A 12402-nucleotide genomic window follows, 5' to 3' on the forward strand; every position below is an offset into this window, starting at 1 on the left:
TCGTTAAGGACGTACGGCGGCCCTGTCAGGTCCAAAATCTGGACTTCTCCGGCGGGACGCCCCGTGATAGCCCAAAAGCATGTCGAGCTATGGCCAGTTCTGTTCCGTTGCGCGTGCCCACGAAGTCATCGGCGGGCGCTGGACCTTGCTCATCGTGCGAGAGCTTCTCTGCGGCAGCCGGCGCTTCAACGACATCCGACGCGGCCTTCCGCGCATCTCCCGCACCATGCTCTCGGAACGATTGCAGGAACTGGCCCGTGCGGGAGCCGTCACACGCATCGAGGGTGGGCAAGGTCCGGAATACGAGCTGACCGAAGCAGGCCGGGAGCTGATGTCCCTGGTCAGCGCCCTCGGCACCTGGGGGCAAAGATGGCTGCCACGGCATTCCGAGGCCGAGGATCTCGATCTTGAACCCCTGCTCATGGACATGCGGCGGCGTGTCCGGCACGCGGCTCTGCCGAAGGACCCTTTGGTCCTGCGCTTCGAGATCGAGGGATACCGGCAGCCGCATTTCCTGCTCTTGAAAGTAGCAGAAACCGCTTTGTGTACGCAGAATCCCGGCTTCCCGGAGCCGATCTGCGTGCGCGCCCGCCTGTCCGCCCTGGCGGCGTGGTGGCGGGGCGATATGGGTTTCTCCGAGGCTCAGCGGTCGGGCATGAGGTTGGAAGGGCCAAAGGACCTCGTCAGGGCGTTTCCCGGCTGGTTCGACCGGTACCTGTTCGCCGCCATAGCCCCAGCGGCCACGGAATGAGCATCATAGGCTCGGGCTGCGCTCGACAACCCCCCAAAACTCCTGTATAGGCGCGGCCTTAACTTAAAACAGGACGCCGAAATCCAGCTGGCTTGGGGATACCTAAGACCATGCAACGGCAGGAGTAAGACATGAACATCATTCAGCAGCTCGAGAAAGAGCAGATCGAGAAGCTCGGCAAGACCATTCCCGACTTCCAGCCCGGCGATACCGTGATCGTCAACGTGAAGGTCAAGGAAGGCGAGCGTAGCCGCGTGCAGGCCTATGAAGGCGTCTGCATCGCCCGTTCCGGCGGCGGCATCCAGGAGAGCTTCACGGTCCGCAAGATTTCCTACGGTGAGGGCGTGGAGCGCGTGTTCCCGGTCTATTCGCCGAACGTCGAGTCCATCAAGGTCGTGCGCCGCGGTGCCGTCCGTCGCGCCAAGCTGTACTACCTGCGCGACCGTCGCGGTAAGTCGGCTCGTATCGCCGAGCGCGCTGAGCGCCGCGAAGCCGCCGAGTAAGGCTCGCCTTACATTCCAGTTTCGAAAAGCGCGGCTTTCAAGCCGCGCTTTTTGTTTATGGGATCAGCCAGCTGATTAACCCGACAAGAAGAATTTTATTGCGCATTTCGGCCGATCAGCTATGCGATCCTTTCAAGGCACTGCGCGCTCAGGGCATCTTTTCTTGCCTTCCGCGTGCCGTTAAAAACTGAAGACCTTTTCACTGTTGGAAGACACCCATGGCCAAAGCCCGTACCCTCTATGACAAGATCTGGGACGACCACGTCGTCGATCAGCAGGCTGACGGGACGTGCCTTCTCTATATCGACCGCCACCTTGTTCATGAGGTGACCAGCCCCCAGGCCTTCGAGGGCCTGCGCGTGGCCGGTCGCAAGGTGCGCCAGCCGCACAAGACGCTGGCCGTGGTGGATCATAACGTGCCTACCTCCGACCGTTCGCACGGCATCGAGGATCCCGAATCCGCCACCCAGGTGGCGACGCTCGCGCAGAACGCCAAGGATTTCGGCGTCGAGTATTATAACGAGCTCGATACCCGTCAGGGCATCGTCCACGTGGTGGGCCCGGAGCAGGGCTTCACCCTGCCGGGCATGACCATCGTCTGCGGCGACAGCCACACCTCGACCCACGGCGCCTTCGGTTCGCTCGCCCATGGCATCGGCACGTCCGAGGTCGAGCATGTGCTCGCCACGCAGACACTGATCCAGAAGAAGGCGAAGAACTTCCGCGTCACCGTCGACGGCAAGCTGCCCGCCGGCGTCACCGCGAAGGACATCATTCTCTCGATCATCGGCGAGACCGGCACCGCCGGCGGCACCGGCCACGTGATGGAATATGCGGGCGAGGCCATCCGCGCGCTCTCCATGGAAGGCCGCATGACGGTCTGCAACATGGCGATCGAGGGCGGCGCCCGCGCCGGCATGATCGCGCCCGACGAGAAGACCTATGCCTATCTGAAGGATCGCCCCAAGTCGCCGAAGGGCGAGGCCTGGGATGCGGCCGTGCGCTATTGGGACTCCCTGCGCACGGATGAAGGCGCGTTCTTCGACACTGAACTTAAGCTCGATGCCGCCAATCTTCCGCCCATCGTTACCTGGGGCACGTCTCCCGAGGACGTGATCTCGGTCGCTGGCATCGTTCCGAATCCGGATGACATTCAGGACGAAAACAAGCGCGTCTCCAAATGGCGTGCGCTTGAATATATGGGCCTGAAGCCCGGCACGAAGATCACCGACATCACGCTCGACCGCGTGTTCATCGGCTCCTGCACCAACGGCCGTATCGAAGACCTGCGCGCGGTAGCGAAGGTGGTCGAGGGCAAGCAGGTGCATCAAGCGGTCAACGCCATGATCGTGCCCGGTTCCGGCATCGTGAAGATGCAGGCCGAGGCCGAAGGTCTCGACAAGATCTTCAAGGCGGCTGGCTTCGACTGGCGCGAGCCCGGCTGCTCCATGTGCCTGGCCATGAACGCGGATCGTCTTGCTCCCGGCGAGCGCTGCGCATCGACCTCGAACCGCAACTTCGAAGGCCGTCAGGGCTTCAAGGGCCGCACGCATCTCGTCTCGCCCGCCATGGCGGCGGCGGCCGCGATCGCGGGCCGCTTCGTCGATATCCGAACCTGGGCGTAACAAAGTTTTCAGTGAACACGACGACAATGAGACGGCGGCTCCAAGCGGGCCGCCGTCTTTGCATGGGCTGAGGGAATGCCGTGGATAATGGGCAGATGCACCGCACATTCGAGTGGGTGACTGCGGCATGCATCGCCGTCGTCGGCCTCATAGGGCTTTTCCTAGGTTGGCCCGTCGTTTTCCCGCTCGATGACGCGTATATCACGCTCCATAACGCACGCGTTCTTCATGAAGGTGCAGACCCGAATTTTGGTGTGCCGGCCTTAATCGGTGCGACAAGCCCAGTGCATCTTGCTTTCGTCGCCTGGCTCGGCTTCTTCATCGATCTTCCGCTCGCCAGCTATCTTCTCAACCTCGGAGCCGCCATTCTCTACGGTATCGGGCTTGCGCGCTTAGCCCTGCAGCTGCAACCACCACGCTGGGTTGCCGTGGGAATTGTCGGCTTGGGCCTGCTCGCCGCCGAAGCGCCTTACCATCTGTTCAATGGACTTGAGACCGGTCTCGCCATGGCTGCTGTCACCTGGGCTCTGGTTCTGTCGCTCTGCGGCTCGCGCATTCTTTTGCCGCTTCTCTGCGGCACGATGCCCTTCATACGGCCTGAACTCGCGGTTTTGTCGGGCGCTCTCCTGACATGGCGCGCCTGGAAACAGCGCCGTATGCTGGATCGCATCCTTATCGACATTGTGCTTGCCACGCTTGCCGCTATGCCCTGGTTGATGTGGTCTTGGATAGCGACTGGATCCGTGGTGCCGCTGACTGCATCTGCCAAGCGTGCGTTCTTCGCGGAGCAAGCCAATCCGTTGCAACACAAGCTGGCGGTTGCGCTCACTTTGACGGCCAGTTCAGGAATCGGCGCGTTTTTGTTCGCGTCGCCGTTCATGAAGCGGGTGCCGGTGGCTCTTCCCGCCTTGCTCTCCTTAGCGGCGATTTTTCTCACTTACGCCGTGACCTTTCCAGGCGGCTTGTTTCATAACCATTATCGCTATCTCTACCCGCTTCTGCCTTTCGGCCTGTTGGGCTGGACCATCGCTGCGCGGGATAGCGCAGTCTTGCGTTTGGCTTTTGGTGCAATGGCCGTGGTCTATATCGCTATCGGTTTTCAGAGATGGCCGCATGTGGTGGAAGGACGCCAGTTGACGAGAGAACTCGACGCGGCGGCACAATGGTCCAGGGAGCACTTGAGACCAGAGGCGCGTATTCTCATTCATGACGCCGGATATTTCGCCTGGGCTACGCCCTTTTCCCTGTTCGATATTGTCGGCCTCAAAACCCCAAGCTCCATAGAAGATCACCGGCGCTGGACGTTACCGAGCCAAGGAAAGAACCGAGATGAAGCCGTGAGTGAGATCGCCAAGCGCCATCGCGTCACGCATGCTGTCATTCTCAAGGATGAGTTCTGGGGAGATCTGGCCGACAACCTGCGCCGTCGCGGGTGGGGATTGCGCCCCCTTCGTGATCCGCCGGGTCGAGGCTATGGGATCTATGAGCTGACCCCTCCGGCATCATAGCCCGAGTGCGAAAAGCGGCGGCCTTGTGGGCCACCGCCTTTTTTACGCTTATGAGCGGAAGCGCTTAGTCCACATAGACCCGGCGGCCACCTGCCACGACCTGACGGCAGACCTCGACGGGACGGCGCACCACGACACCGCTGGGACGCATGCGCTCACGATATTCCGTGCGGCACACGGTGCGGGTGCGTGCCGGGCGAACGTAGCGGCGTTCGACGACGCGTTCGCGATAGGCCGGACGCTGCTGCGTCACGTGAACGCCACCGGGGCCGATATGAACACCGACGCCTTGAGCGGAGGCCGTACCGGCGCCAAGAACCGTCAGCCCAGCTAAAGCCAGGATACCAAGAATTTTACGCATTGTTGCCTCACCAAGAGTTAGCTATTCGGGGCTGTTAACGGCTGAGCATGGCAGGCGTTCCGTTGGCTTGAACCCGAAACGGCGCTTATGGTTGAGCAGTGTTTAACCCTTGAAGGAGCCTTTCCATGAACGAGCAGGAGCGCGAACGCGAAAGCCGCGAGGCCCTGGAACGGGTCCGTCGCGATTCTGAGACCGCCGGATCGTCGGCGCTCGCCCGCATGAGCCGTCAGGCGCAGGATCATTTTGCGGCACGCGATGCCGAGGGCGCATCGGATGGGGGCGAAACCGATCCCATCGAGCTCTGGGGCCGACGCATCGGGCGCGGGCTGTCGCTGGTGGGCGTCGTCATCCTCGGCTTGTGGCTTCTGATTCAGCTCGGCATTCTCTGACCCCATGACCGATTGGGCCTCTCTTCACGCTCCCACGCTGGCCGACATCGAAGCGATTGCGGAGAAATCCTACGCGGGCTTGCCTGCGGAATTCCGCGCGCTCTGCGAGGGCGTCGTCATCCGCGTCGAGGACTTCCCCGACGACGAGACCCTGCGCGAGATGGAATGCGAGACGCCTTTCGATCTGCTGGGCCTCTTTCGCGGCATCGGTCTCGCGCAAGGCGGCGCGATGATGCAGACGGGCCAGTTTCCCAACATGGTCTGGCTCTACCGCCGCCCGATCCTCGATTACTGGGCCGAGCACGAGGAGAGCCTCGGGCATCTCGTCACCCATGTGCTGGTCCACGAGATCGGCCACCATTTCGGCCTCTCGGACGAGGACATGGAAGCCATCGAGGCTGCGGCCTCTTAAGCTCATAAGTTGCGCGAAAGAGCGGGCGAACGAAAAAATCTTGCCGCCCGCGACCATCGTGAGGCTGGTCCTGTCGCCAAGCCTTTGATATGAGGCAGCCTGACGACTGAAGGAAGTTGACGACCATGGACAAGTTCACCGTGCTGGAAAGCGTCGCGGCGCCGCTGCGGATCATCAATATCGATACCGATATGATCATCCCCAAGCAGTACCTGAAGACCATCAAGCGCACCGGCTTGGGCAAGGGTCTCTTCTCGGAGATGCGCTATCGCGAGGACGGTTCGGAGAATCCGGATTTCGTGCTCAACCAGCCCGCCTATAAGAACGCCAAGATCCTGATCGCCGGCGACAATTTCGGCTGTGGCTCCTCGCGTGAGCATGCGCCCTGGGCGCTGCTCGATTTCGGCATCCGCTGCGTGATCTCCACGAGCTTCGCCGACATCTTCTATAACAACTGCTTCCAGAACGGCATTCTGCCGATCAAGGTCTCCCCGGAAGATCTCGAAAAGCTGTTCGACGATGCGAGCCGCGGTGCCAACGCCACGCTCACCATCGATCTCGAAGCGCAGGAAATCCGTGGTCCCGACGGCGGCAAGATCACCTTCGACATCGATGCGTTCAAGAAGCATTGCATGCTCAACGGCCTCGACGGCATCGGGCTGACCATGGAGAAGGCTTCCGCCATCGACAGCTTCGAGAAGAAGCTCTCCGAGCGCGCCTGGGCTTGAGCTCTTTCGCCTGCCTATCCTTGAACCCTCTGTCTTCATCCTGAGGAGGCGCGTGAGCGCCGTCTCGAAGGATGTTTCGGTGCGCTCTGGAGCCTCCTTCGAGACGCAGCCTCACGGCTGCTCCTCAGGATGAGGGCGGAGGGTGGTCGAGCGATGGTTGCTGTCCAGGAATTGGCACGTCTGTGAGATGTCAAAGAGCGGGCAAAGGCGTGGGGGAGCATCCTCGCGGCGTGGATGGCCCGAGGGTATGGGGTGAGGGAGGCGCGAGAGGCCGTCCGGTTCGCTTGTGATTGTGAGAAGAACCTGACGGCCCCTCGCGCACGGTTCTTTTAGGCGTTCATCGTGTCTTGCAACGATGGGCCTCCCGGCCCGGCTTGCGAGACCGAACCAGGACCGTTCCCGGCTCCGACACATGCGACGCCTCGCGAGCGCGCCCCTCATCGAGCTAGGACACCCCCCATATAGCCAAGGTTAGGACCAAAGTCAAGAACAAAAGATGAACATATCACACAGGGCGTCATCCCGGACGGCGTGAGCCGAGCCGGGATCGTGAGCAGGATATGGCGCTGGAATACCTCTCCCGGGCGGGAGAGGTCGGAGCGCAGCTCCGGGTGAGGGTTGTGCCCTTTCCGGATATGGCATTCCCTCACCCCTGCCCCTCTCCCACCCGGGAGAGGGGAAACCAACGCCATACGCGTCATGCGATCCCGGGTTCTGCTCCGCAGCCCCGGGATGACACGCCTTGTCCCCCGTCGTAGCCAGGCCTGTTCCGGTCATTTACATCTTCAGGAACCCACAGCGCCATCGTCCAACCAATGCCGCTTGCAATAACCACCCACGATGAGACGATCAGCTCCATCGCATCCCAGGAATGAACGATGACAACAGGCAAGCCTCGGGTTCTCAACCGCGCCGATTGGGCGACCCATCCCGATCTCTTCTGGAAGGGCCAGGTGGAAGGCCACACGCTAGGCACCGGCGCGACCGTGCTTTTCTACACGACCGAGGAAGTCGGCGGCGGGCCGAAATGGCATGTCCATCCCTATGACGAGATCTTCATCATCCGCGAGGGGCGGGCGCTGTTCACCGTCGGTGACGAGCGCTTCGAATGCGAGACCGGGCAAGTGGTGTTCGGGCCGGCGAACATCCCGCACAAATTCGTCAATCTCGGCCCAGGCCGCCTCGAGACCACCGACATTCATGTCAGCGATCGGTGGATTCAGACGAACCTGCCGGATCCTGAACTCGGCTGAGGCGAGATTGCCCTCTCAAAACCTCCGCCCTCATCCTGAGGAGCAGCCAGAGGCTGCGTCTCGAAGGAGGTTCGAGTGTGCGCTGGAGCCTCCTTCGAGACGGATTGCTTATGCAATCCTCCTCAGGATGAGGACAGAGAAACCTCAAGGAGGAGAGGTTGGCGGCTGGCTATAACGAGTGCGTGAGCACCCGCCCCGTTTCCATAAGATTAACCAAATTGCCTGCAAGGTCGCCGGCATGAAACGCATCATCGTTCCCGCGCTCCTCAGCCTCGTTGCCATGGCGACGGCCGCACCGGCCTCCGCCCAAGCCGATTTCCGTTCGTGCCTGTCGAGCCTTCGCTCCCAGGCCGCCGCCAAGGGCATTTCCGGCCAGGCTTTCGACGCCGCGACCAGCGGCATCGCGCCGGATCTCGCGATCCTCGACCTCATGAGCAACCAGCCGGAGTTCAAGACGCCGATCTGGGACTATCTCGCGGCTCTGGTGGACGATGAGCGTGTGCAGGACGGCAAGACTGCCATGCGCCAATGGGGCCAGGCGCTGGCCTCGGCGGAAGCGCGCTTCGGTGTCGATCGCCACGCAATCGCGGGCGTGTGGGGCGTGGAATCGAATTTCGGCAAGGATATCGGCGGGCGGCCTCTGGTGCAGTCGCTGACGACGCTCGTCTGCTACGCGCCGCGCCGCAACGACTACTTCAAGGGCGAGCTGATGGCGACGCTCAAGATCGTGCAGGATGGGGACATCAACCCCGCGAACTTGCGCGGCTCCTGGGCGGGCGCTTTTGGTCACACGCAGTTCATGCCCTCCACCTTCCAGCGTCTTGCTGTCGACGGTGATGGCGACGGGCGACGCGACATCATGAATTCCGTGCCGGATGCGGTGCATTCGACCGCGAACTTCCTGAAGAAAGCCGGTTGGACGAACGGTCTGCCCTGGGGCTACGAAGTGCGCCTGCCGGCGAACTTCAACGCGAACCTCGCGGGCCGAAAGAACAAGAAGCCGCTGACCACATGGGCCGCCATGGGCGTGACCCGTCTCGACGGACGTCCGCTACAGGGCAATTATCCCGCGGGCATTCTTATTCCCGCCGGGATCAACGGCCCCGCCTTCGTCGTCACGAAGAATTTCGACGCGGTCTATTCGTACAACGCAGCTGAATCCTACGGCCTTGCCATCGCGCTTCTCGGCGACAGGCTCAAAGGTCTGCCTGGCATCCGCACCGCGTGGCCGACCGACGATCCGCCGCTCTCGCGCGCCCAGCGCCGCGAGCTGCAGCAGCTTCTTACCGCGCGCGGCTACGATGTGGGCGAGCCCGACGGCAAGATCGGCTCGAAGACTCGCGAAGCCATCAAGGACGTGGAGCGCCGCATCGGTCTCGAGCCGCGCGGACGTCCTGGCGGCAAGGTGCTCGAAGCACTGCGGGGATAATCCGTCGTGACGGATGATTCGTAATGTCTTGGAGCACCCTGCTTCTCTTCATTCCCGCATGCTTCGCGCTGAACATGGCATTCGGGCCCAACAATCTGTTGTCCCTCACATACGGATTGCAGGAGGGCGTGCGGGTTGCCGTGATGGCCTCATCGGGCCGTCTCGTGGCGTTCGCCATCATGATCGCGCTCACCGCGCTCGGCGTCGGTGCCGTGCTCGCCGCATCCGAGATGGCCTTCACAGTGCTGAAATGGCTGGGCGCAGCTTATCTGGTGTGGATCGGCATCAAGATTCTGCGCGGCAGCGCATCCATTGACACGCCATCGGCATCGGCCGGTGAGCGGCCCCTGAAGGCGCTGGCGATGCAGGAATTCTGGACCGCTATTGGCAATCCGAAGGCGATCCTGATCTTCACCGCCTTCCTTCCGCAATTCATCGAGCCCGGTTCCTACTGGCTGGGCTTTGCCATTGTGGGCGCGATCTTCCTCGTCTTCGAGGTCGTCTCGGTTTTTCTCTACGCGACGCTCGGGCATCGGCTCAATCGCCTGTCGCGCAACAGGAACGTATTCGGCTGGCTGAACAGGCTCTCGGGCCTGACCATGATCGGCTTCGGTGTCGCCCTGTTACTGACGAGGCGGCCGGGTTGAAACGGATCCGTCGAATCGCGTCGTTTCGAGCAGAACGCGAGCCTTAGAAGTCTGTCACTTCCATGGTCTTTCGGCATCTCACAGCCGAGAGATGATCAGGTTCGTTCCATGTGAGCCGTAAAGTGTGCGCCGAAGCACACGACAGAATGCCGCAAGCCGAATTACAGCCTCCGGCCTATCGACAGTTCTTTATCCAGGCTAGTATTACGCTACGTTATAGCATCAGCAAGATCGTGATCTGAGAAAGCCTCCTATGACCAACTACGTCTACACCGTCGCCAACCAGCCCGCACCGAAGACCGCCGCCGATGATCACGGGGTCAATCTAGGAAACTTTGACAGTCTCTATCTTGGTGAAGGGGCGATCATTCAGGCGAGCGGAACGGGGGCTCACGGGGTCAATGTAACCAACAACTCCGAAATTACGATCATGGGTTCCGTGATCGCCAATGGGCCAGGATCAGCAGGGCGGGGGGTCATGCTAAATGGCTCGAGTTCCAACGTCTATATCGGAAAAACCGGCTCGCTTTATGGGGCAGTGGCCTCGGTTTATATCGATGGAACTGGGCAGAATGTGATCCACAATGACGGCACGCTCAGGAGCGATAACTTCGGCATTTTTGCCAAGAGCAGCGGAAACAAAATCATCAATACAGGAACGATCAGCGGTATTACTGGCATCTCCAGTGATGGCGCAATCGAAGTCATCAATACTGGTGTCATTGCAGCCAGTAGCTGGGCGTTGATATCGTCCAATGGCAACGACAAGATCATCAATCGTGGTTCGATCATGGGCGGCTCCATCTATCTGGGAGGGGGCAACGATCTGTATGACAGCCGGGATGGCAAGTATTCGGGGCAGGTGATTCTTGGTCTCGGTGACGATACGGCTTACGGCGGGAGCGGCGACGAACGCTTCGTCTCGGAAGGCGGCAGCAAGTTCATCGATGGCGGCGGCGGCATCGACACGCTGGAGTTTTGGAGAGGCGGCAACCTCACCATCAACCTGAACATCACAGGCCTACAGATCACCGATGGCCAACAGTTCTCGATCCGGAACGTCGAAAATATCATTGCCTGGGATGGAAAAGATCTGCTGATCGGCAATGGCGCAGACAATTTTCTGTATGGTGTAACCGGCAACGATACGCTCGAAGGCGGGCTCGGCGACGATATTCTCAATGGCGGCAATCATGTGGATACCGCTCAATATAGCGGCTCTGCCGCTGCCGTTGTCGATCTTTCCATCGCAGGCCCCCAGCATACAGGCGGCTACGGCTTCGATACCCTGATCGATATCGAGAACCTCTCCGGCGGCTCGGGTGCAGATTATTTCACGGGCAATGCCGGCGCCAACATTCTCTCCGGCAATGGCGGAAACGATGTACTCAGAGGCGGCGATGGCGATGATACGCTGAATGGCGGGGCCGGGATCGATACCGCCGTCTATGCCAGTGCGGTCAGTGTCAATCTCACATCCGGAATCGCCACAACCCTGGCGGAAGGCAAGGACACGCTCATCGGCATCGAAAACATCTCCGGTAGCGGTGCAAGCGATACGTTGACCGGCAACACCGGAGTGAACACCCTGAGAGGCAACGCCGGCAATGACATGATCAACGGCGGCAAGGGCAACGATATTCTCTATGGCGGTGCAGGCAAGGACTCGTTCGTGTTCAACACCGCACCGAGCAGCGCCAACAAGGACCTGATCAAGGACTGGGTAGCGAAGGACGACACGATCCGCCTGGAGAACGCGGTCTTCAAGGCGCTGACGAAAACGGGCACCTTGAGCAAATCGTTCTTCGTGCTGGGCGCGAAGGCGCTCGATGGCAACGACTTCGTCGGTTACAACAAGACCACCGGCGATCTCTGGTACGATTCCAACGGCAACAAGTCCGGCGGTCAGGTGAGCTTTGCCAATATCGGCAAGAACAAGGCCTTCTCCCATCTCGACGTCATCATCTTCTAGGCGCTGAGAAGTCGCCATTGGGCATTGGTTATCGCTCAATGGCGACTTGCGGGAGATGGCGGTTGGGGGTTTAGTGCGCGCATGCTCATTGCCCTCCTCACCGACATTCACGGCAATCGCGAGGCCTTTTCCGCGGTTCTGGCCCATGCGCGCGCGCTGAGCGTCGACCGGTTCATCCTGCTTGGCGATTATGTCGGCTATGGCGCGGATCCCGCCTGGGTGGTCGATACGGTCCGCACGCTCGTCGACGAGGGCGCCGTCGCGCTCATGGGCAATCACGACGACGCCATCGACGGCTCCGACGAGGACATGAACCCGATTGCGCGCGAGGCGATCCGCTGGACGCGCGGGCAGCTCGGCATGGAGCAGCGCGCTTTCCTGGCTGATCTGCCTCTCATCCATGAAGAGGGCAACGTTCTCTACGTGCATGCCAACGGCTTCGCGCCGCGGGGCTGGCACTACATCACCGACGTGATCGAGGCGACACGCCATTTCAGCCGGATCGAGGCGCACATCACCTTCTGCGGCCACGTGCATGTGCCCATGCTCTACCACATGAGCACCACGGCGAAGGTGGGCTCGTTCTCGCCCGTCTCGGACAACGAAATCCCACTGCTTCCCACCCGGACATGGCTTGCCGTGATCGGCGCGGTGGGGCAGCCGCGCGACAGTGTTCCAGCCGCGAACTATGCCGTTTACGACACGGCGCAGCAGAGCCTGCGCTATTTCCGCGTGCCCTATGACAACATGACGGCGGCGCGCAAGGTGCGCGAGGCGGGCCTGCCCGACATCCTCGCCCAGCGCCTCGAAGAGGGCCGCTGAGC

General features: G+C 61.1%; 13 protein-coding genes. 12 read left to right on the forward strand and 1 reads right to left on the reverse strand.

From position 1 onward, the window contains the following. Positions 1 to 79: 79 nt before the first annotated feature. The 4 genes from MJ639_RS07460 to MJ639_RS07475 all read left to right on the forward strand — a co-directional run bounded on the left by MJ639_RS07460 (position 80) and on the right by MJ639_RS07475 (position 4387). Positions 80 to 751, forward strand: a complete 672-nt coding sequence (locus MJ639_RS07460; protein WP_243369830.1) for a winged helix-turn-helix transcriptional regulator — start codon at positions 80 to 82, stop codon at positions 749 to 751. A gap of 131 nt (positions 752 to 882) precedes the next feature. Further along, a complete protein-coding gene (rplS, locus tag MJ639_RS07465) occupies positions 883 to 1254 on the forward strand; it encodes a 50S ribosomal protein L19 (RefSeq protein ID WP_243369832.1) in 372 nt (123 codons plus the stop codon). A 218-nt stretch (positions 1255 to 1472) separates the two neighbouring features. Then, the gene (gene leuC, locus MJ639_RS07470) at positions 1473 to 2879 is read left to right on the forward strand and encodes a 3-isopropylmalate dehydratase large subunit (protein WP_243369834.1); all 1407 of its coding nucleotides are present in this window, start codon (positions 1473 to 1475) and stop codon (positions 2877 to 2879) included. 95 nt (positions 2880 to 2974) lie between these two features. Then, positions 2975 to 4387 carry a hypothetical protein gene (locus MJ639_RS07475; protein WP_243369836.1) on the forward strand — a complete coding sequence of 471 codons (1413 nt, stop codon included), beginning with the start codon at positions 2975 to 2977 and terminating at the stop codon, positions 4385 to 4387. 64 nt (positions 4388 to 4451) lie between these two features. On the opposite strand, the gene MJ639_RS07480 is transcribed toward MJ639_RS07475, so the two are convergent. Then, on the reverse strand, positions 4452 to 4748 hold the full coding sequence (locus tag MJ639_RS07480; protein WP_243369838.1) for a hypothetical protein: 297 nt from the start codon (positions 4746 to 4748) through the stop codon (positions 4452 to 4454). Between the two features lie 125 nt (positions 4749 to 4873). Between MJ639_RS07480 and MJ639_RS07485 the strand changes: the two genes are divergently transcribed. From MJ639_RS07485 to MJ639_RS07520, 8 genes are all read left to right on the forward strand, one after another. After that, positions 4874 to 5137 (forward strand): hypothetical protein, encoded by a 264-nt coding sequence (locus MJ639_RS07485; RefSeq protein WP_243369840.1) that lies wholly within the window; start codon positions 4874 to 4876, stop codon positions 5135 to 5137. Positions 5138 to 5141: 4 nt separating this feature from the next. Continuing rightward, entirely contained in the window at positions 5142 to 5549 is a 408-nt protein-coding gene (locus tag MJ639_RS07490; RefSeq protein WP_243369842.1) for a metallopeptidase family protein, read from the forward strand. Between the two features lie 125 nt (positions 5550 to 5674). Further along, entirely contained in the window at positions 5675 to 6277 is a 603-nt protein-coding gene (gene leuD, locus MJ639_RS07495) for a 3-isopropylmalate dehydratase small subunit (protein WP_243369844.1), read from the forward strand. Between the two features lie 878 nt (positions 6278 to 7155). Next, positions 7156 to 7530: a cupin domain-containing protein gene (locus MJ639_RS07500; protein ID WP_243369846.1), complete on the forward strand. Its 375-nt coding sequence runs from the start codon at positions 7156 to 7158 to the stop codon at positions 7528 to 7530. Between the two features lie 238 nt (positions 7531 to 7768). Next, positions 7769 to 8959: a lytic murein transglycosylase gene (locus MJ639_RS07505; protein WP_423790763.1), complete on the forward strand. Its 1191-nt coding sequence runs from the start codon at positions 7769 to 7771 to the stop codon at positions 8957 to 8959. Between the two features lie 23 nt (positions 8960 to 8982). Beyond that, positions 8983 to 9606 carry a LysE family translocator gene (locus MJ639_RS07510; RefSeq protein ID WP_243369848.1) on the forward strand — a complete coding sequence of 208 codons (624 nt, stop codon included), beginning with the start codon at positions 8983 to 8985 and terminating at the stop codon, positions 9604 to 9606. Positions 9607 to 9859: 253 nt separating this feature from the next. After that, a complete protein-coding gene (locus tag MJ639_RS07515; RefSeq protein ID WP_243369850.1) occupies positions 9860 to 11578 on the forward strand; it encodes a calcium-binding protein in 1719 nt (572 codons plus the stop codon). Between the two features lie 81 nt (positions 11579 to 11659). Next, positions 11660 to 12400 (forward strand): metallophosphoesterase family protein, encoded by a 741-nt coding sequence (locus MJ639_RS07520; RefSeq protein WP_243369852.1) that lies wholly within the window; start codon positions 11660 to 11662, stop codon positions 12398 to 12400. Positions 12401 to 12402 lie beyond the last annotated feature (2 nt).

The sequence above is a fragment of the Microvirga solisilvae genome, from assembly GCF_022808595.1.
Classification (GTDB): domain Bacteria; phylum Pseudomonadota; class Alphaproteobacteria; order Rhizobiales; family Beijerinckiaceae; genus Microvirga; species Microvirga solisilvae.

What these genes read in the sequence shown, in the direction of transcription:
- MJ639_RS07480 (WP_243369838.1), bottom strand. Translation starts at nt 4,748, where the DNA reads ATGCGTAAAATTCTTGGTATCCTGGCTTTAGCTGGGCTGACGGTTCTT.
- rplS (WP_243369832.1), top strand. Translation starts at nt 883, where the DNA reads ATGAACATCATTCAGCAGCTCGAGAAAGAGCAGATCGAGAAGCTCGGC.
- MJ639_RS07510 (WP_243369848.1), top strand. Translation starts at nt 8,983, where the DNA reads ATGTCTTGGAGCACCCTGCTTCTCTTCATTCCCGCATGCTTCGCGCTG.
- leuD (WP_243369844.1), top strand. Translation starts at nt 5,675, where the DNA reads ATGGACAAGTTCACCGTGCTGGAAAGCGTCGCGGCGCCGCTGCGGATC.
- MJ639_RS07490 (WP_243369842.1), top strand. Translation starts at nt 5,142, where the DNA reads ATGACCGATTGGGCCTCTCTTCACGCTCCCACGCTGGCCGACATCGAA.
- MJ639_RS07475 (WP_243369836.1), top strand. Translation starts at nt 2,975, where the DNA reads ATGCACCGCACATTCGAGTGGGTGACTGCGGCATGCATCGCCGTCGTC.
- MJ639_RS07520 (WP_243369852.1), top strand. Translation starts at nt 11,660, where the DNA reads ATGCTCATTGCCCTCCTCACCGACATTCACGGCAATCGCGAGGCCTTT.
- MJ639_RS07500 (WP_243369846.1), top strand. Translation starts at nt 7,156, where the DNA reads ATGACAACAGGCAAGCCTCGGGTTCTCAACCGCGCCGATTGGGCGACC.
- MJ639_RS07485 (WP_243369840.1), top strand. Translation starts at nt 4,874, where the DNA reads ATGAACGAGCAGGAGCGCGAACGCGAAAGCCGCGAGGCCCTGGAACGG.
- leuC (WP_243369834.1), top strand. Translation starts at nt 1,473, where the DNA reads ATGGCCAAAGCCCGTACCCTCTATGACAAGATCTGGGACGACCACGTC.
- MJ639_RS07505 (WP_423790763.1), top strand. Translation starts at nt 7,769, where the DNA reads ATGAAACGCATCATCGTTCCCGCGCTCCTCAGCCTCGTTGCCATGGCG.
- MJ639_RS07460 (WP_243369830.1), top strand. Translation starts at nt 80, where the DNA reads ATGTCGAGCTATGGCCAGTTCTGTTCCGTTGCGCGTGCCCACGAAGTC.
- MJ639_RS07515 (WP_243369850.1), top strand. Translation starts at nt 9,860, where the DNA reads ATGACCAACTACGTCTACACCGTCGCCAACCAGCCCGCACCGAAGACC.